9 protein-coding genes and 2 pseudogenes are annotated in these 20157 nt (G+C 69.8%); 9 read left to right on the top strand and 2 right to left on the bottom strand.

Features of this window, described 5'->3' with window-relative positions; all coding sequences use genetic code 11:
* Positions 1-255: 255 nt before the first annotated feature.
* Positions 256-1776 (bottom strand): IS21 family transposase, encoded by a 1521-nt coding sequence (locus AB0D10_RS37750; RefSeq protein WP_360264777.1) that lies wholly within the window; start codon positions 1774-1776, stop codon positions 256-258.
* A gap of 1505 nt (positions 1777-3281) precedes the next feature.
* Here AB0D10_RS37750 and AB0D10_RS37745 point away from each other — a divergent pair.
* From AB0D10_RS37745 to AB0D10_RS37730, 4 genes and pseudogenes are all read left to right on the top strand, one after another.
* Entirely contained in the window at positions 3282-4034 is a 753-nt protein-coding gene (locus tag AB0D10_RS37745) for an IPT/TIG domain-containing protein (RefSeq protein ID WP_360264775.1), read from the top strand.
* A 590-nt stretch (positions 4035-4624) separates the two neighbouring features.
* Positions 4625-5167 (top strand): annotated as a pseudogene (locus tag AB0D10_RS37740) (DnaB-like helicase N-terminal domain-containing protein); the annotation flags it as partial.
* 1132 nt (positions 5168-6299) lie between these two features.
* Positions 6300-6980, top strand: a pseudogene (locus AB0D10_RS37735) (IPT/TIG domain-containing protein); the annotation flags it as partial.
* Between the two features lie 3 nt (positions 6981-6983).
* Complete coding sequence (locus AB0D10_RS37730; protein ID WP_360264803.1) at positions 6984-8042, top strand: IPT/TIG domain-containing protein; 1059 nt, start codon at positions 6984-6986, stop codon at positions 8040-8042.
* A gap of 154 nt (positions 8043-8196) precedes the next feature.
* Here AB0D10_RS37730 and AB0D10_RS37725 read toward each other — a convergent pair whose 3' ends face one another.
* Positions 8197-8697: an IPT/TIG domain-containing protein gene (locus AB0D10_RS37725; protein ID WP_360264772.1), complete on the bottom strand. Its 501-nt coding sequence runs from the start codon at positions 8695-8697 to the stop codon at positions 8197-8199.
* Positions 8698-9329: 632 nt separating this feature from the next.
* On the opposite strand from AB0D10_RS37725, the gene AB0D10_RS37720 reads away from it, so the two are divergent.
* The 5 genes from AB0D10_RS37720 (at position 9330) to AB0D10_RS37700 (ending at position 19947) form a co-directional block, all read left to right on the top strand.
* Positions 9330-9539: a DUF5988 family protein gene (locus tag AB0D10_RS37720; RefSeq protein ID WP_360264769.1), complete on the top strand. Its 210-nt coding sequence runs from the start codon at positions 9330-9332 to the stop codon at positions 9537-9539.
* 229 nt (positions 9540-9768) lie between these two features.
* Positions 9769-11055: a beta-ketoacyl synthase N-terminal-like domain-containing protein gene (locus AB0D10_RS37715; protein WP_360264800.1), complete on the top strand. Its 1287-nt coding sequence runs from the start codon at positions 9769-9771 to the stop codon at positions 11053-11055.
* Between the two features lie 79 nt (positions 11056-11134).
* Entirely contained in the window at positions 11135-17650 is a 6516-nt protein-coding gene (locus tag AB0D10_RS37710; RefSeq protein ID WP_360264767.1) for a type I polyketide synthase, read from the top strand.
* Complete coding sequence (locus AB0D10_RS37705; protein WP_360264764.1) at positions 17647-18171, top strand: ATP-binding protein; 525 nt, start codon at positions 17647-17649, stop codon at positions 18169-18171. The genes AB0D10_RS37710 and AB0D10_RS37705 overlap by 4 nt, the downstream gene beginning before the upstream one ends.
* Positions 18172-18576: 405 nt before the next feature.
* Entirely contained in the window at positions 18577-19947 is a 1371-nt protein-coding gene (locus AB0D10_RS37700) for an IS21 family transposase (RefSeq protein ID WP_360264761.1), read from the top strand.
* Positions 19948-20157 lie beyond the last annotated feature (210 nt).

Below are 20157 nucleotides of genomic sequence, written 5' to 3'. Positions count from 1 at the left end.
TGACCTTCCGGCAATCGGAGACGAATTCGGTAGTCTTCGTACAAATTGGCGCTACTCCATCCGAGTTACTACAGGGAAGAGTGCCCGGCGCCGGAAAGGATGGGATGGGGAATTCGGTCAGCAATTCCCGAAGTCTCACTTGCCGCCGGTCTGTGAAATTACCCGGCTCCGGTCGGCCGCTGCCGACCACACGCAGGACGGGGGCGCGACCCGAACGCCTTCGGGACCGACCGGCCGGCCCTGTTCTGGACGTGCTCATGTCCAGTGCTGGGGCGCAGATCGCCCGTCAAGCGCGCTGTCTCCCTCGGAGGGGTCTTGTTGGTTCCGTGCTGTCCGGTTCGAGTGCCTCGCCGGGTTGGTGTGGCTTCGCCGATGCGGCGTCGGGTCGTGTTGCCGATGCGTGGCGAGGCGGATCACTGCCTCGGAACGGGCGAACTCATCGCCCTCGGTCGGCTCCTTCCGGATCCGACCGAGAACGCCCGTCCACCGCCAGGATCGGCTGGGCCACCCCGGCGAACCGCCGGCCTGTCGACCAGGCTCTAATCCGTCCTCCTGACGGGCGTCCTGTCGAAGTGCTTCGGCCGCCGCGATCGCTTCGGCGGACGGCGGACTGTACATCTTGCTGTGGCAGGCCGGCCTCGCTGCCGGGAGGGGGCGTTCGAGGCCGATCCCGTGCCGGTGACCGATGACCGACAGGCCGGCACCGTCGGGTGCCAGTGAATGTTGAGCGATCACCCTTCCGCGAGGAGTCGCAATCGCCAGAAGGGCATCACCGAGCCTTCGGCGCACTTCCACGGCGTGGCCTTGTAGATGCCGTGGAACCGCGTAGAGGTTGCCCCGGTAGGACACCATGCTGTTGGCCGAGACCGTTCGAGCCACGCTGATCCTGGCAGGGTAAGGGTTGTGGGGAATGTCGAGCAGGACCGGCGCAGGGGGCACGGGGTACCCGTCGTGGCCGCCCCTTGTCGAAGCCCGGCGAGTGTCCATGAGCCTGGCCAGCCTGTCGAGGCTCTCCTGCGCCTCCAGCGGGCCGGTGTCCATACCACTGGTCTGCCACCACCGGACGAGCGCTTGCCTGATCGCCTCGTCGTCGGCGCCGTGCCGTGCCAGACCGAGATCCGCGACAGCGCCGTAGTGCCTCGCGACCTTGCCCAGCGCTGTGGTCAATTCGCCACCTCCCGGGCAGTGGATCGGCTGTGTCCGGTCGAAGCGCCAGCGCCAGCCGGTACAGCCGAACTGACGCAGGATCCGGTCGACGGAGCCGACCAGGTGACCGAGATCGATCTGCTCTGCGAGCGCCGCGCTCCACCGCTGGGAGTGGGTCAGGCGTCCCACCAGGATGCAGGCATGGGTGCTGCCCCAGTCAGCAGGGGGGTCGGAGAAGACGTACCAGCGGAAGTGCACTTCCTCCACGTTGTCCTGCAGACCGGGCCGGGAACGGGGGGGACGCTGGCACAGCGGGCACCTGGGACGCAGCTGATGGGTCCTCAGGGCTCGGGTGAAGGTCGAGTATCCGCCGTTGTAGCCGAGATCGACGAGTTCGGCGAACAGCGCCGATGCCTCGAAGTGGGCATCGTCGTGCAACCGCTGGCGACAGTAGGGGATGAACCGCTCGAACTCGTCCCTACCGGAGCTGCGGACTCCGACTGTTCGCTTCCCGCTGAGATAGGAACTCACCGTCTTGCGGTCGCGGCCGAGGAGGCGAGCGATTGCGGCGATCGACAATCCTCGGGATCGCAGGGCACAGATGTTGATGTATTCCTCTCTGGTCAACATTTTGCTCCTATCAGGCTCCGATGCGACTTACGGCCCCTCATGGGGATCCATGGGAAGCCAGGAAATATACACGAAACCCAGGGGTGGGAGCAGAAAGGTTTCTGCGAGGTTTCACCGATTGCTGCACAATTTTAGTGAGCAAATTGCCTGGCGATCAATTAGAAAAAGCCCCGTGTGTGCCGTGTCAAGTCGTGCACGGAGACCGGCCAAAGAGTGGCCGGATCTCGCCTGTTGGGCGCTGCAAATTTTCACAAGTGCACAATAGGAGTCGACTGGAATAGACCTCTGCGGGTGCCAAGGTGCTCGCGTTTCTCCCCGGATTCCAGGCCATCCACGCACCCGGCCGCCCGTCGCACGACTGTGCTCAGCGTGCGAGCACGCATGGGTACGGTCTCCGGGCGGTCGCCCTGCCGGCACCGCTGCTCAGTGAAGCGGTCACTGGCATATGCCGGTGTAGATGCTCACCCGCGCGCCCCCCGTTCGCTCCCATGCCCGCGCGTCGACCGGGTTCAGCGTCAGCAACGGTTGACACTTCGCGGGCTCCCGCGCTGCACGGCCGAGGTGCGTGTGGCCGCCGAGGGCGGTCAACTCTGCGACAGCCCTTCCGGTGTGGCCGAGAGGGGCCACACCTACGGCGCCGGTGCCACGGCCTCGGCATCGCTCCGGCACCACCGACACCACACCGGGAAATCGAAGGCGCCCCAGGCAAGAGGAGCACACCTTGCGGTCCGGGTGGAGCATCGCGTGCTCAGGCAGGCACCGGTGCCGGTCGCCGGCTACGTATCGCCCGCGTACGGATCGACCACACCCTCGCGCAGACGTGCCCGCAATCGGCGGGTGCGGCCCGTCGCTCGCCCAACTGGTCGGTGCCGGCCATCGCCTGTGCGGGGGGCGGTGACGTACGGGCGGCGGGCGGCCGGGACCTGGTCGTCGTCGTGGCGGCGGCCAGGGCCTTGCCCGCGGAGCCGGTGGTGCGGTGGGCCTCACTGGGGACGACCGGGGTCCCAGACCACCGCATGACGGAGCCGACCCTTTCCGACGAGACCGGCGGCTGCCCGGCATCCGCACCGGAGGGTGGACGGGCCCCGCTCCCCGCGCCGCACGTGCCGCCAATCGGGTGATGTAGCGTCAAGTTCCTTGCCTGCTTGTCACCTCAATGGGTTACTGGAAGCTCCAATCCGGTGGGTCGCCCATCCTCTCCGGGGGAGTGGGGCGTCGGCTTGCCGTATGGCCGGTCACTACCGTGGCGCCGTGGGCTCTCCTGGCAGAGGCGTGAATGATCCGCCCGCCACCGCGACCGGCGACAGTCATTCAGGACCGTCTCGTCCTCACGCCCGGAAAGCGGCCCGGCCACATCCGTGGACGGCCCGTCGGCGCCCGGTACACCGCCTCGGCCGTCCGTTTCGTCCTGGCCGGGGCCTGGTCCGACCCGCACCGTGCTCGGCCTGTGACTCTTCCTGGCACTCCGCCACGCGGTTCACCTCGTCTCGTTCAAGGAGGCAGTCATGCCCATCTCCCCCAACCAGGGATCGACCGGCGGCGGACAGAGCGTCGTCATCACCGGCAGCAACCTCGGTGGGGCCACGGCCGTGCGCTTCGGCTCCAAGCTGGCCGCCATCACCGCCAACACCCCCACCTCGGTCACCGTCACCGACCCGGCCGGCAGCGGGGTGGTCCAGGTGACCGTGACCACCCCGGGCGGTACCAGCAACCCGCTGAACTTCTACTACGTCGGCGCGCCGTTCAAGGCCGCGCTCAGCGACACCTCCGGGCCGCTGGCGGGCGGCAACGTCATCACCATCACCGGCTCGGGGCTGTCGACCGCCACTGCCGTGCACTTCGGGGCCAACAGCGCCACGCCGACCGTTGTCAGCGACGGCGCGATCACCGTCGTCGTGCCCGCGGGCGCGGCGGTCGGATCGGTCGGGGTGAGCGTGACCACTCTGGGCGGAACCAACAACGGTTTCAGCTACACCTATGTGGACGTGCCCACCGTGGCTTCCTTTACCCCCGGATCGGGCCCGGCCTCCGGCGGCACCGCGGTGACCATCACCGGCACCTCCCTGAGCAGCACCCAGTCGGTCACCTTCGGCGGCCAGGCGGCCCCGTTCGTCGTCATCAGCGACACCACCATCTCCGCCGTCGCACCGCCCACCCTCGACGGTGCCCCCGGGCCCGCCGACATCACGGTCACCAACGCGGCCGGCAGCGCGACCGCCGCGACCCCGTACGAGTACCTCGCCGGCCCGGGGATCTGATCCACCGACCACCTGGACCGCACGGCCGACGAGGCCGTCTGCCCGGGCGGGACCGTCATCGGCCCCGCCCGGGCACGTCCTGTCCCGCCGCACCCACCGCCCGAGTCCGACCGGTTCGCAGGCCTGTGACCCGGGTGCCTCAAGCACCCCGACTCCGTCCTGTAGTTCTGTCCACTCCTCTTCCGGTCCGTCCCCAGGACAGCCGGCGATGAGGAAGCGGAAGAAGACCGGCATGTAAGGAGAGTCGGCAGCCGCCTCGCATCGGCCCGCCGGGCCCGCGAGGGCACGGCCGATCCGAGAGCCCTGCCCCGACGGTCGGTCCGCAGACAGCAGCGACAACGCCGCCGAGGACGTCCAGGTGCAGCGGATCGTCACGACCCGGACCCAACGTGCGCGAGGCCGCAGGCTTCGGACCGCACCGCCGGGCGAGGCGCTGCGCGACTTCACCGCGGCAGCGACCACGCCGGTGCGGCAGGGCCGGTCGGTGAACAGGATGATGGCGGTCGTGACCCGGACGGGAACCGAGCAGCCGTCCTGGGTCGGCCTGGGCGAGGCCACCGAAGCAGTACGCCGAAGTTCCCCCGCAGGGCCTCCCGGCCGGGCGGTGCGTCCCGGGCAGCATGCTGCTGTCCACGAACGCTGTCAACAACGTGACGGGCACGGCTCTGAGACCCGAGCACTACTACCGTCGCGCGCACGCCATGATCCACCAGGCGATCCTCGACCTGTATGCGGCCGGCCAGCCGACCGGCCGACCCGATCACCCTGGCGCACGAGCGAGAGCCGAACTGCGTCCGGTCGGGCCGGGGCAACGGCCGTACCCAGCCGCCGAACCCGGGCCGGAGGCTGCGTGCAATGCGTCTCGGCCGGGATGGGTAATTCCGAACGACAGAAGACGGGGAATTCTTCCATGCGCGGCCGCTCCGTCGTTCGGGCCCGTTCCCGGCATAGTTGGGGAAATCGTCGGTGAGGTGTCCGTTTGCGCGCACGAAGCCGGGCTGACGACGGCGAAGCGCTCCCGCGCAGGTCACCGCCCCGGGCCGATCCACGGTGCAACCTCGGGCGGGGAAGTCGCGATCGTGCCGGTGGGGAATCAGCACGCAAACCTGCACGGGCCGGTCCGTTTTCGTTGAGCGGCGTCGGTTGCGCGCGGCGGGATCGGCCGTTTTCCGAATCGCGGGGATGGCCGGGCACTGCGCCAAGCGGGTGAATGTGGGCCGGAAGGCTTGTCACCGATTTCACCACTCTGGATTACTTTTCCGTATCCAACCGGCGGGCCGCCCATCCCTCCCCGGGGGAACGTGAAGTCGGCGCCCGCTGTGCTTGAGGCGGCGGTGACGTGCGGCTCGCGATGGGCACCCCCGGGGAGGACGTGGATCCATCTGCCGGCGCCGTCTCGGCGGTGCCGGCAGGTGCGGCGGCTTACATACGCCAGGAGGCGTCGTGCAAGCGATCCGAAGGTTCCGAAGCGTACTGGCCCATGCGGCGACCACGTGGTCCGTCGACTCCCATTGCTCCAACCACCGAACGACTTCAGCGCTGTGGTGCTGGGGGCCCCTGTTTGGGTGGTACATGCCGACGGTGTTGGTGGGCCGTCAGGGTTCGAGTGAGCCGTCGACGACGGAGAGCGAGAGCGCAGCCACCGACGACCACGTCTTCGAACGGAACTCCTCCGCAACGCGCTCGGCCGAGTCCGTCCGTGGAAAGCACCGGCGGCGCCGAGGGCGGGGCGGCTGAGGACAGCGTTCCGGCGGCCCGGGGAGGCGTCTGACGACAGCGACCGGGCAGGCGGCGGCGAGCTCCTTCACTGGGACGAACCGGACAGTTCCGCGTCCGCCCACGTCGACGGCGCTACCGGTCTACATGACATGGCGTCGGACCACGTCGTACCTCGACTGCCTGGCGCCGGACATCGAGAACGCTGGCCGCCCGAACGCCGCCGTGGCGACTGGTTCGGCCGACCTCGGGGGCACGCCCGGGAGGGTCTGCGAAACGATCCGGCAACCTCGGCCGACTGTGACCGGAGGCACGCCCGCGCTTGACACGGCGGCGCCCGGGAGCCGGTACAAGCCCCGTCCGGGCGGGGGCTGGCCCGGCTGGCGACACACCCCTGACGAGCCCCGGTCGATGTTCCCTCCATCGACCGGGGCTCCCCGCCTCGGCACCCGTCGCCGCGCATCTCGGGCAAGGAGCCGACTCTGTTGCCGACTTGCGCATGTACGACATTGTCAACTCGGAGACTGCACAACCCTATGGGGGTAGGCCATGGTTGATCCCAACATTCCGGTGATCGGTTCGGTCAGTCCGGCGTCGGGGGCGGCGGGTTCGGTGGTGACGCTGACGGGCAGCGGGTTCGCGGGGGCGACGGCGGTGCGGTTCGGTACCGTCAACGCCTCGTCGTTCACGGTGGTGTCGGACACACAGATCACCGCGACGGTGCCGCCGGGCTCGGGCACGGTGCAGGTGACCGTGGTGGCGTGGTGGTGGGGGGCGACCAGCAACGGTGTCGCGTTCACGTACGCGGTCGCTGCTCCGGTGATCGGTTCGGTCGGTCCGGCGTCGGGGGCGGCGGGTTCGGTGGTGACGCTGACGGGCAGCGGGTTCGCGGGGGCGACGGTGGTGCGGTTCGGTGCCGTCAACGCCTCGTCGTTCACGGTGGTGTCGGACACACAGATCACCGCGACGGTGCCGCCGGGCTCGGGCACGGTGCAGGTGACCGTGACCACCCCGGGCGGCACCAGCAACGGTGTCGCGTTCACGTACGCGGTCGCTGCTCCGGTGATCGGTTCGGTCGGTCCGGCGTCGGGGGCGGCGGGTTCGGTGGTGACGCTGACGGGCAGCGGGTTCGCGGGCGCGACGGTGGTGCGGTTCGGTGCCGTCAACGCCTCGTCGTTCACGGTGGTGTCGGCGACACAGATCACCGCGACGGTGCCTGCGGGCTCGGGCACGGTGCAGGTGACGGTGACCACCCCCGGCGGCACCAGCAACGGTGTCGCGTTCACCTACCTTTCCGTTCCCCAGCTGGTGAGTGCGGTTCCCACGGCGGGGCCGACCTCGGGTGGGACCACGGTCACGCTGACGGGCGGCGGGCTGAGCGCCGCCACCGCGGTCACCTTCGGGTCCGCGCCGGCCGCCTTCACAGTCGTGTCGGACAGTCTCCTGGTCGCCACCGCGCCGGCGGGCTCGGGCACGGTGCAGGTGACGGTGACCACCCCCGGCGGCACCAGCAACAGCCTCACCTACACCTACACCGCCCCACCGGTGGTGACCGCGATCGTCCCGACCCAGGGGCCGGCATCCGGAGGCAACACGGTGACGCTGACGGGCAGCGGGTTCGCGGGCGCGACGGCGGTGCGGTTCGGTGCCGTCAACGCCTCGTCGTTCACGGTGGTGTCGGCGACCCAGATCACCGCGACCGTGCCGACCGGAGGGCCCGGGCCGTCCGGTGTCACCGTCACCACGGCAGGTGGCACCAGCCTCCCCGTGCCCTACTACTACCTGAGCAACCCCCAGCTCACCTCCGTGGTCCCCGGCCAAGGGCCTGTTCTCGGCGGAACCACCGCCACCATCACAGGAAACAATCTGCTGGGCGCGACGGTGGTGCGGTTCGGTGCCGTCAACGCCTCGTCGTTCACGGTGGTGTCGGCGACACAGATCACCGCGACGGTGCCGGCGGGCTCGGGCACGGTGCAGGTCACGGTGACCACCCCCGGCGGCACCAGCAACGGTGTCGCGTTCACCTACCTTTCCGTTCCCCAGCTGGTGAGTGCGGTTCCCACGGCGGGGCCGACCTCGGGTGGGACCACGGTCACGCTGACGGGCGGCGGGCTGAGCGCCGCCACCGCGGTCACCTTCGGGTCCGCGCCGGCCGCCTTCACAGTCGTGTCGGACAGTCTCCTGGTCGCCACCGCGCCGGCGGGCTCGGGCACGGTGCAGGTGACGGTGACCACCCCCGGCGGCACCAGCAACAGCCTCACCTACACCTACACCGCCCCACCGACGATCTAGGGTCGTCACCACGTCCGGGACCGGCGCGGACTCGCAATCCCGTCCCCGACCGGGCGTCCGACGAACAGTGAGCTCCGACAGCAGGCGCTGTCGGAGCTCACTGTTCTCATCCCGCCGGATCATGTCGCGCACGGCCCGGCGGCCGGCCGGTGTCCTACAGGTAGGTGTAGGAGGCGCCGCCGCTGGTGCCGGCGGGCGTGGTCACCGTGACGGAGACGGTACCGCTTCCGGCCGGCGAGACCGCCAGGATGGCCCCGTCGCCCAGCACGGTGAAGTTCGAGGCAGGGGTGGAGCCGAACAGCACCGACGTCGCGCCGGACAGGCCGTGGCCCACGATGAGGACGGGCAGGCCACCCGTGGCCAGGCCCACCGGCGGCACGAGCGCGAGGATCGTCGGCGGGACCGGCTCCTGGTAGGCGTAGCTGAGGTTGTTGCTGGTGCCGGACGCCGTGACCACCGTGACCTGGACCGTCCCGGTTCCGGGCGGGGCGACGGCCGTGATGGCCCCGTCGAACTGGACGGTGAAGCTGAGCGCGGGGGTGGTGCCGAACAGGACGGCCGTGGTCCCGGTCAGCCCGGTGCCGACCAGGAGCACGGGGTTACCCCCGGTCGCGGGGCCCTGCGAGGGGACGAGTGCGAGGAGAATCGGGGACATAGGATTCCTCTTTTCCGACTCCGAACGCCGGACAAGGCCATTGTGACCAGGTCGACGAGGCGTTTTCCTCACGGTAGTTTCGGGCGTCATCGAGTGGCAATAGGGCATTCGATAATAGTGGGGGCATAAGCCGAATCGGGGGCGCACAATTTTTTCGACGCCTCTCCGAGTGGAGCCGATCGCGACCGGAAGACTTGCCCCTGGGCATTTTAAGTGAGCGCGAACGAGTGTTTTCCCGGGCACCCCTCGAAATGTTCTCGACGATCCGGGTGGGAGTCGGGGTGGGAGCGCCCGAAGCTGGGGAGATCGCCTGCGGGATCCGACCCTACTGGCTCTCTGACCTGCTGCTATGTAAATGTTGTGGCGTGGCTTGGAGAGCATGGCGAAGTCTTCGTACTTATCCTTGTCTGGTGATTCTTGATCGGGGCTTTATTCGGATAACATCACGGCTTCCGAGGTGTCCCTGTGATCTGCGTGCTGCGATGCGGGTGCGCCCCCTGGCGCACTTCATGCGCTGTTGGGCTTCCTGGGTTAATCCGTCTTCACGGGGGTATTCAGGGTGTGCGCCACCAGTCGGCCGCTTGATCCTCTTCGAAGAATTCTTCGGCGTTTTGAATGGGAAGGTGAGTGCCATGCCCCACGGTCTGCTCGTCTTCCTCAAGGGCGGCCCGAGCGACATTCCTGAGATTCAGGAAGTGAAATCCGGGAGCATCGAGAGCCGGTTGAAGATCCCCCGCGGGAACGGCTACGAGCACTTCGAGATCACGCAGGACTTCAAGGACGTCGCGGGCGTACTGATGCCCGTGTACCAGTGGTCGTACCGGACCGCCATCGCCGAGTAGGCGCGCCCGTCACCGTCTCCCCGGCATCTGACGCCGGCGCCGGCCGTCGGGAGCCGCACACCGACGCGGCTCCGTCTCGCATCACCCCACCCCACACCCCGAGGTGAGCAATGACCAGCGACCTTCCCACGCGAGGACGAACAGGGCGTTTGCCCCGTACCCTTTGGCACGCGTCGTGAGCGGGCTCTCCAGCGCGCGCCCACGGGGCGCCAACGGCGAGCGGGACACCATGGTCACCGGCATGGGGTTCTGCCTGCCGGGCGACGACCAGCCGCTGTTCACCGCGGGCGAGGTCTGGGACGTGGCCTCCAACGGACGCTCGTGCCTGAAGCACCACGGCGTCTACTACGGTTCCGTCGATCTGCCGGACACGGCGTTCGCGGAGCGTCTGCCCGAACTGCCGGGCATCTTCTCCAAGCACTACACCAACGCGCACCGCTACGGGCTGGTGTCCCTCGTGGAAGCCTGCAAGGACGCCCAACTGAGCATCCGAGACGGTGACCTCACCGACGCCGCCGTCCTGGTCGGGCGCGGGGGCATCGACGCCAACGTCTCCAGCTACCTCGAAGTCCTGCACGCCGACGCGCGCACCGTCACCCCGCAGCAAGCGATGGAGCTGTTTGTCAGGGCCCAACAGGGACTCACCCCTTCTGACGTGGCACTGGTCCAAGGGGCGTTGATGCGCACGACCGGCCCCTGCTTCACCGTCTCGTGCGGCTGTGCATCCTCCGCCGTCCAGATCGGCAACGCCCGCCGCATGATCGCGGACGGTGACACCGACCTCGCCGTCGTTACCGGCGTCGACGTGTTCGGTGTGGACGTGATCCAGAACGTCCAGCGTCTGCTGCACGGCGCCCAGCGTGCCTACGACTCCATCCGCGTCGACGGCATGCCCGATCTCCTCCCGGCCTTCGACCGGATCATGAGGCCCTACGACCGGCGGGCCGACTGCGTGAACCACGGTGAGGGATCGGTGACCCTGGTGCTGGAGAGCCGCGATCACGCCCAGCAACGCGGGGCGTACACCTATGGCCGGGTCCTGTCGCACGGCATGACCCGCGACGGCCTGTCCAATCCCCTCGCAAGCGACGAGAACGGCGCCTCGCTGGTCGCCGCCATCCGCAAGTGCCTCGGCGACCGGTGGGACATCGGCCAGATCCCCTACATCCACGGCGGAAGCGACGGCGACGTCGTCGTGACCGCGTTCGAGGCGAACGCGGCCAGGCAGCTCTACGGCGACGCTGTCGAAGACCTCCTGATGACCTCTCAGGAAGCCTGCTTCGGCCACAACGGCGCCCCGGCGGGAGCCCTGGGCGTCGCCCTGACCCTCCTGATGCTGGAACAGGGGCAGGTGTGCCCCACCGCGAACTGCGAGGAGCCGGCCGACAACATCTGCTTCGACCCCGTCCCCGGCCTCCGCACCCGGCACCTGGAGTTCGACTACGCACTGACCTGCAACTACCAGATCGGAGGGGTCAAGAGCGCGATCCTGCTGGGCAGCTCGGACGTCGACTGACCCCGGCGCCCGCCGACCGCGTCGTCGGACGGCGAGCGCCCCCCACCCCCGTTCGTGCAAGCGCGTAGGAGACCATGTGATGGGCCACGCAGAGAACCCGAGAGCCGCTGATGCGCACATCGCCATCGTCGGCATGGGATGCCGGCTTCCCCGCGACATCGAGTCGCCCGCCGGGCTGTGGCGGCTGCTCGAAGCCGGCCAGGACGCGGTCGGCGAACCGCCGATCAGCCGCGCGGGGCACATGGCGGCGGCCCCCGCCCACGCCGCCGGGCCGATACCGCCGTGGGGTGGCTACCTTCGCGACGTCGCCGGTTTCGACGCTGACTTCTTCGGGGTCTCGGGCAAGGAGGCCGACGTCTTGGACCCCCAGCACCGGCTGCTCCTGGAGGTGACGTGGGAGGCACTCGAACACGCCGGACTCCCCCCGGAGCGACTGGCGGGAACCTCCACGGGACTGTTCTCGGGACTGAGCTACACCGACTACATGGAGTCCCTCGCCGGCCATCCCCGTGAACTCGAGGGCGCGATCCTGACCAACGGGCACTGCGTCGCGCCTGGGCGCATCTCCTACCTGCTGGGCCTCCAGGGCCCGTGCGTGGCACTGGACACCGCGTGCTCGTCCTCGCTCGTGGCGGTCCACCTGGCCTGTCAGGCCCTGCGTAACGACGAGTGCGATCTCGCGCTGGCCGGCGGCGTCACCCTCACGCTCGGCGCCAGGACGACGATGTCCTTCGCCCGCATGGGGATGCTCTCGCCCACCGGCCGCTGCCGGACCTTCGACGCGGCTGCGGACGGCTTCGTACGCGGCGAAGGCTGCGGCGTCGTCGTCCTCAAGCGCATCGAGGACGCGCTACGGGACGACGACCGCATCCTGGCCCTGGTCCGCGGCTCGGCCGTCAACCAGGACGGCCGCTCCGACGTCCTGGCCTCGCCCTCCGCCGAGGCCCAGCAGGCCCTCTACCACCAGGCCCTCGTCCGCGCCGGAACCGACCCGCGCGACGTGGGCCTGGTGGAGACGCACGGCACCGGCACACCCGTCGGCGACCCCGTCGAGTTCTCCAGCCTGGCCGCGGTCTACGGCGTGGGGCAGGGGCGCTGCGCGCTGGGTTCGGTCAAGACGAACGTGGGCCACCTGGAACCGGCGGCCGGCGTCATCGGCCTGATCAAGGCAGTGCTCTGCCTCCAGCGCGGGCTCGTCCCGCCCAACCTGCACTTCACCCGGTGGAACCCGGCCATCAGTGCCGAAGGCACCCGCCTGTTCGTCCCCACCAACCTGTCCGCCTGGCCCACCCGGACGGCCTCGCGACTGGCCGCGGTATCCTCCTTCGGCTTCTCCGGGACCAACGCCCACATAATCCTCGAACAGGCATCCGCCCGCCGCGGCACCGTCATCCTCTCCGGTGCTCCCACCGCCGGCAGCGCCACCCACGCGGCCGTCGGCACTGCCGACACCCCGCCATCGCGGGCACAGGCGCAGGCCACCTCGCCCCACGTCTTCCTCCTCGCCGCCGGCTCCTCGGACGCGCTGCCCACCGCCGCCGCGCGCCTGGCCCACTGGCTGGAGACGGAGGGAGCCGCCACCCCTCTGCACGACATCGCCCACACCCTCGCCCTGCGTCGCTCCCCGGGGCACGGCCGGCTCGGCGTGGTGGCCGACTCCCACCGCGACCTGACGCACGCCCTGCGTTCCTTCGAAGCCGGTCGAGCCCACCCGGGCGTCGTACGCGGTCACGTGGGCGCGGGCGTCAGCCGCCGTCCCGTCTGGGTGTTTTCCGGTCAGGGCTCGCAGTGGCAGGGCATGGGGCACGGCCTGCTCCACCACGAGCCGGCGTTCGCCGAGACCCTGGCCGAAGCCGATGCGCTGATCACCGCCGAAACCGGATTCTCCGTTCTGCAAGCCGTTCGCGACCGCGAACACATCAGCGGCTGCGGCCACGTGCAACCCGCGTTGTTCGCCCTGCAGGTCGCCCTGGCCGCCGTCTGGCGCGACCACGGGGTCGAACCGGCCGCGGTCATCGGCCATTCCATGGGCGAAGTCGCGGCCGCCGTCACCGCTGGCGCACTCACCCTGGCGGATGGCGTCCGCGTCATCTGCCGGCGATCCGCTCTCCTCACCCGCATCGCCGGAGCCGGCGCCATGGCGAGCGTCGGCCTCGACCGCGCGACCGTCGAGAACGACCTTGCCGTCATCGGTGACGACACGGTGTCCGTGGCCGTCGTGGCCGCGCCCGACTCGACTGTCGTCGCCGGCACGGTGGCCGCCATCCGGCACCTGACCACCACCTGGCAGGCCCGCGGAGTCGTGACACACATGATCGACGTCGACGTCGCCTCGCACTGCCCCCAGGTCGACCCGCTTCTCGCGGACCTCGCCGCCGAGCTCGCCGAGCTCACCCCCAGCCGACCGACCGTCCCCTTCTACACCACCGTCCTGGACGACCCCCGCGACACCCCGGTCTTCGACGCCGCCTACTGGTGCGCCAACCTGCGCCGACCCGTACGTTTCAGCGCCGCCGTGGCCGCAGCCGCCGCCGACCGGCACCAGGTGTACCTCGAGATCTCACCCCACGCCGTCGTCACCCGCCCCCTCGCCCAGAGCCTGACCGGCCTGCTCCACGAGCCGGTGATCCTGCCGACACTGCGCAAGGGGGAAGACGAACGCACCACCTTTCGCACCCAGCTCGCCGCCCTGCACTGCGCGGGAGTCGGCGTCGACTGGTCGCACCTCTATGCCGGCGGCCGCCTGACCGACGTACCAGCGCTGACCTTCGACCGCCGACCCCACTGGACCGACATCGCCGTACCCCGAGCGGCCTCCCAGCACGCCGAAAGCGCACCCGCCGCCCTGCCGGGAACGCACACGGAGGTGCCCGGCGACCAACCCCGCCACACCTGGCACGCCGACGCCGGCACCGACGTCCTGCCCTGGATGGCCGACCACCGCGTCCACGGCCAACCGGTCCTGCCCGGCGCCGCCTATTGCGCCCTGGCCCTGACCGCGGCGAGCGAGGTCTTCCACGGCGCCGCGCACGACGTCGAAGCGACTGACATCCATTTCCGCGAGTTGCTGCACCTCGACGCCCACACGTCCCTCGGCACGACCGTCGCCCTGACCAGCGCCGACCGTGCCGACTGCGAAGTCTTCGGTCAGGACAAGGACGGAACCTGGGTGCGGCAGGCCACCGCGGTCCTGCGCCGCGTCGACGGCTCTCCCCGGACACCGGCGCTCTCCGTGGCCGGACTGGCCGCAGACCACCCCGTCGTCCTGGATCCGCACGCCCTCTACGCGAGCCTGCGCGCACGAGGCCTGGAACACGGCCCGGCCTTCAGCGGCATCACCGAGCTGCACACTTCCGCGCAGGGCGACAGCTTCTGGGCCCGCGTGACGCTGCCGGACCCGGCACGCACCGCCCGCCACGGACTACGGATCCACCCGGTTCTCCTGGACCTGTGTGCCCAGCTCGTCGTCGCCGGCCTGATCCACGAACCGGGCCACGGCCTGGTGCTGCCCGTCCAGATGCGCGCCATGCGAATCCTCGCAGCCCCCGAGGACGCCCACTACGCGCACGCCCGGCTCACCCACACCGCCGCGGACAGCATCACCGGTGACGTGCGGCTGCTGGACGAGGCGGGAAACCCCCTCGTCGAGATCGACGCGCTGCGCTTCATACGCCACGGCGTGGCGGCCGACGAAACCGTCGACCGGTGGTTCCTCGAAACCCACTGGCAGCCCGTACCGCGCCGGGAGGGCCTCGAACCGGCCGCCCCGGGTCCCTGGCTCGTCATCGGCGAGGCGGACGGATCCGCCCGGACACTGGCGGACGCCCTCGAGCTCGCCGGAGCACGGACCGAAGTCCTCGACGTTCCCGTGGACAGCGCCACCCTTCAGTTGCTCAAGCAGACCATCGCCCGACACCAGGACTCCACACCCGCGCCGTGCGCCGTGGTCCTCCTGTCCGCGCCGTCCGATCCCGAGGACGACGCCGCTGCGATCGCATTGCGCCGTACCCGCCGCCTGCTCGCCGCCGCACAGAGCGCGATCGCGCATAGCACGTCCACACGCCTGTTCGCCGTCACCCGGTCCGCCCACGAGCCGGAGCCAGGGCAACCCGCCGACCCTGCCCAGAGCGCCCTGCGCGGACTCGTGCGCGTCCTGACACACGAACACCCGGAGCTGCGGGCGACCCTCATCGACACCGACTCCTTCGATGTCGACCTACACCGACTCGCGGCCGAACTCCTCACCGACCCTCCCGAGGACGAGATCGCCCTGCGCGGGGACACCCGGCACATCGCCCGGCTGTCCTACACCCCCCTGTCCGAAGCCGAACGCGCCACCGCCGTCACCCGCACCGTGTGCTACGGCGTCGACCGCTTCCAGCTCCACGCGGGGCGGCTCGGCGACCTCGACGCCCTGCGCCTGACCACCACACCACGACGGTCTCCTGGCCCCGGAGAGGTCGAACTGCGCCTTCACGCCGTGGGCGTGAACTTCCGCGACGTGCTCACCGCCATGGGCATGCTGGCGACCGACGACGAAGCGGGCTACCGCATCGGCTTCGAAGCCACCGGCGTGATCACCGCCATCGGACCGGGCGTCAGGCACCTGTGCGCCGGCGACAGCGTCCTCGCCGTCGACGTGCGAGGCGGCCTCTTCACGACCTTCACTACCCTGCCTGCCGCCGCCGTCGCCCCCATTCCGGCGGGCCTGCCCGCCGAGACGGCTGCCGGGCTGCCCATCGCCTACGTCACCGCCTGGTACGCACTGCGCCGCCTCGCCAGGCTCGCCAGTGGCGAGCGTGTCCTGATCCACAGCGCCACCGGCGGGACCGGACTGGCCGCGATCGCGGTCGCGCGGCGCCTGGGCGCCGAAGTGCTCGCCACCGCCGGCAGCGAGGACAAGCGCCGATACCTGCAGGCGATGGGCATCCGGCACGTCATGGACTCCCGCTCGCTGGACTTCGCCGAGCAGACCCGCGCCGCCACCGCTGGAGAGGGTGTCGACGTGGTCCTCAACTCCCTCTCCGGGCCCGCCATCAGGGCCGGACTGGAAACGCTGCGCCCCTTCGGCAGGTTCGTCGAACTGGGTGTACGCGACATCCTCGCCGACACCCCACTGGGTCTCGCACCGCTACGACACAACATCACCATGAGCACGGTCGACCTCGTCGAGCTCCAACACACCCGCCCGGACACCTTCGCCGAGCTCCTGGGCGAGGTCCTTGCCGAATTCAACCGAGGCACCCTCGCCCCGCTGCCGTGCCGGACCTATCCGCTCGCGCAGGCCGCCGACGCCTTTCGCCTCATGGCCGGCGCCGGGCACACCGGCAAACTGGTCCTGACGGTACCCGGCAAAGGCCACACCACCGCCGTACTGCGCGACCCGCCCTCGCCGGTGCGAGCAGACGGCGCCTACATCATCACCGGAGGCCTGCGCGGCGTCGGCCTCGCCACGGCTCGCTGGCTGGCAGGCCAAGGCGCCGCCCACCTCGTTCTCAACGGACGCACACCACCCTCGGCCGACACCGAACGGGTCCTCGCCGGACTGCGCGAACAGGGGACCCGCATCAGCGTCGTGCTCGGAGACATTGCGCAGCCCGGCACCGCCGAGCAGCTGGTGGCCGAAGCCACCGCGAGCGGCGGGACACTGCGTGGCGCCATCCACGCCGCGATGGTCCTCGACGACGCCGCGGTGTCCAACATCACCGACGACCAGCTCGAACGCGTCTGGCATCCCAAAGTCACCGGCGCCTGGCGTCTCCACCAGGCCACAAAGGGACTGCCACTCGACTGGTTTGTCCTGTACTCCTCCATGGCCTCCCTGCTCGGCAATCCGGGCCAGGGCGCCTACTCGGCCGCCAACTCATGGCTTGACGCGTTCGCCACCTGGCGCACCGCCCTGGACCTGCCCACGTTGGCCGTGAACTGGGGGCCCTGGGGCGAGACCGGGGCCGCCACCGGCTTCGCGGCCCGCGGCTACCAGACCATTCCCACCACGGAAGGACTCGAGGCCCTGGCGGCGCTCCTGACCCACAGCCGCGTACGCACCGGCGTCATCCCCGGTCCCCCGGACACCTGGATCCCCTCGGCCGGCCGAGCGTCCTCGCTGTTCGCCCTCCTCACGCCCGAGGCGCCCGACACCCCCGTGGAGACGGCCGGCCGGGATGCGGCGCGCGACATCCGACGCGAGCTGCGGGCCGCGCAACCCGGCCTCGCCCGCCGCACGGTCCTCGAGGACTACCTGGCCGAACACATCCGAACCGTGCTCCGGCTGGGGCCCAGAACCCTGGATCCGCAGACGCCGCTAAACGCCCTCGGGTTCGATTCCTTGCTCCGCATCGAACTGCGCACCCGCCTGGAGGCCTCGCTCGGCGTCAGGCTCGCCGGCGACTTCGTCGCGGGCCACCCCACTCTGGCCGCTCTCGCCGACGGCCTCGCACAGCACATCGGCATCAACCTGACCACCGACGCCCCGCCGGACTCACCCGGTGACGCGATGCCCCGAGCCGTGGACCTCATCGGTCCCCGCTCGCCGCAGTCGGCCCAGCCGCCGGACGCCACAGCCAGCACCCGGCCGCTGAGGAAGAACCCATGAGTTCGCTCCGGGCCGCCGGCGCCAAGCCACTGCCGGACCTCGAAGCACGGGATTCCGGCTTTGCCGGGGGAGGGGACCAGGGGACCGCCATGACCTCCACAGACCCGCCGCACCTGGACGCGCAGGACGCGCAGGACGCGCAGGGACGGCGCATCACCATGTTCGTGTTGCCGAAGCCCCATTACGTGCGGCCCGTACGTCGTGCCGTGAACACTATTCTCAGGCGCTGGGAGATGGCACACCTCGCCGAGGACGCCGAACTCCTGACCACTGAGCTTCTGACGAACGCGATCCGGCACACCGATAACGAGCAGCCGATCAGGGTGACCATCGCGCTCGACCAACGGTGGCTGTCAATCGGGATTCGAGATCGCTCCGCGAGCGCTCCCCAGGCGCACCGGGCAACCGCTTCTCAGGAAGGCGGTCGCGGGCTGCTTCTGGTGGAGAGCATTGCCGGCTCATGGGGGTACCGTTTCCATCTCGATGGAACCAAGACGGTTTCCTGCCGACTGCCGCTGTGAGGCCGCGCACCGTCTCTCACGCCTGCCGCCGGCCGTTGCACGGTATCCCGTGCAGCCCGGCGGTAGGTGTCCCAGGGTTCCGGCGTACCACCGAGCCCGCTGCATGAACGATTCGGCGCCAATCCTCACGTGCGCGTGATTCAAGTGTCCTTCAATATGCAATTCTCTCGCTGCTCGGCAGAATTCCCCAATGATTGCCTGGGGGTGCGGAGCCTGCCTGGCCTCCAATTCTCGCGCGAGGCGGCGCGCCCTCGCTCTCTGAAATTGTCCACGAAATTATACAAAAAGAAACGTTTCTTCCTCTTGAGTGATTCTGTCGCGTGCTATATTTTTCGACCATGCCTGGCGGGTCGCCATTAATTCAAGAAGCTTTGTGGCGGCGAAGTCCGATAGCTAGGGGTCTGGATGCTCAGCGCAGAGGAATACCGAGAGATTTGCGACATGCGTCACCAGGGCTGGTCCATCTCGACGATCGCCCGGTGCATGGGCCGTGACCGCAAGACGGTCAGGGCCTACCTCAACGGAGAGCGGACCGTAGGGGGCCGAGCAGTGACCCGTGACGAGTTCCTGCAGTTCGTCCCGTACTGTCGGCACCGCCTCGACGAAGATCCGAACCTGCGGGCGAACGTTCTCCACAGCGAGGTTGTCGAGCTGGGCTACAACCGCGCCTACTCGACCTTCACCCGCGCCCTGCGCAGGCATCTGATGTGGCCGCGCCGCGGACCGCGCCACCGCGAGAGGGCCGGCTGCGGCCTCTCCGACGACGTGCAGTTCGACTGGGTGCAGCTCCCTGCCCCACCGGCCGAATGGGACTGCGGGCGCGAGATGTACCTGCTGATTGGCTCGCTCACCCAATCTGGCCACTGGCGGGCTGCCCTGACCGGCACCCATGACCTCCCGCACTACGTGGAAGCCCTGGACCAGGTGCTGCGTCGCCTCGGCGGCACCGGCGAACGCTGGTTATTCGACCGGACTCCGCCGGTCTGCTCCACGGCCGGCAAGGTGACCGCCGTTTTTCACGAGATCGCGGTCCATTACGGTGCCTCCATCGCGATTCGGCCACAGACGGGAGCGTCCAGCCCCGTCATCCGCGCCCACCGCTCCGTGGTCCTTCACTGGTGGGACACCGCGGCCGACGAACTCGGCGTGCAGGCGGCCCAGGACAGCCTCGACCATCTGACCGAGCGCTCGGACAGTCGGCACCGACGGGCAGGTTGCCACGCCCGGGCTCTGCTGCCCCTGCCCTCAAGGCCATTCCCGGCCCGCATCTGCGTTGAACGCAGGGTCGATCCTCACGGACGGGTGTCGTTCGAGGGCAACCTCTACCTGCTCCCCGCAGGTCTGGTCGGTAATGAGGTGCGGATCCGCCGACGGCTGGACGAACCCCACCTGTCGATCACCACCACCCGCGGTGCGGTCATCGCCTGCTTCCGGAGGGCACCGGCGGGGGCGGGCCGAACGGTCGCCGAGCACAGTGGCCCGATCACTCTGGAACGGCCCGACCGGGCATCCGGCACCGCGACGCGAGCCTGGGCGGCAGACAGAATCCTTCGCCCGCGGTCTCCGGCCGCCTCGGCCGAGGACCAAGTCCTGCCCCAGTCCGACGGCGGGCAGCCTGCCGAGCCGCCCGCTCACGCGGCAGGACACGAGACATATCCGCCTGCCCCGCGCGGAGCCGGTTCCGGTGCCACGCACCCGCACCGTGCAGAGCGAACAGACGGCCGCAGAGCGCACCGGCACCGTCTTGTGGCTGCGGAGGAGATCGGCCGGATATGACGTCGACTGCTGTTCCCGCAGCCACCCACAGCGGTGCGCCCCGGATGTCCGTCACCGAGCGAGCTCTCGAAAGCCCGAACACCCCACGGTGGGCCTCGACTCGACCAGCCGCCGTGGCCGGGTGCGCGCCGCCCCGCATAGGCCCGGCCGGATCCGGGACAGCGCCTGGAGCTGTCGCGGACAGAACTCCTTGTCCATCGACTTCGTACC

Origin of the sequence: Kitasatospora sp. NPDC048545, assembly GCF_040651155.1 — a bacterium.
Taxonomy (GTDB): domain Bacteria; phylum Actinomycetota; class Actinomycetes; order Streptomycetales; family Streptomycetaceae; genus Kitasatospora.
Note: the sequence above shows the minus strand (reverse complement) of the source record. Positions and strands in the feature narration are given on the sequence as shown.

Coding starts and splice junctions, on each gene's coding strand:
- AB0D10_RS37750 (WP_360264777.1), bottom strand. CDS start 1,776: ATGTTGACCAGAGAGGAATACATCAACATCTGTGCCCTGCGATCCCGA.
- AB0D10_RS37745 (WP_360264775.1), top strand. CDS start 3,282: ATGCCCATCTCCCCCAACCAGGGATCGACCGGCGGCGGACAGAGCGTC.
- AB0D10_RS37725 (WP_360264772.1), bottom strand. CDS start 8,697: ATGTCCCCGATTCTCCTCGCACTCGTCCCCTCGCAGGGCCCCGCGACC.
- AB0D10_RS37720 (WP_360264769.1), top strand. CDS start 9,330: ATGCCCCACGGTCTGCTCGTCTTCCTCAAGGGCGGCCCGAGCGACATT.
- AB0D10_RS37715 (WP_360264800.1), top strand. CDS start 9,769: ATGGTCACCGGCATGGGGTTCTGCCTGCCGGGCGACGACCAGCCGCTG.
- AB0D10_RS37710 (WP_360264767.1), top strand. CDS start 11,135: ATGGGCCACGCAGAGAACCCGAGAGCCGCTGATGCGCACATCGCCATC.
- AB0D10_RS37705 (WP_360264764.1), top strand. CDS start 17,647: ATGAGTTCGCTCCGGGCCGCCGGCGCCAAGCCACTGCCGGACCTCGAA.
- AB0D10_RS37700 (WP_360264761.1), top strand. CDS start 18,577: ATGCTCAGCGCAGAGGAATACCGAGAGATTTGCGACATGCGTCACCAG.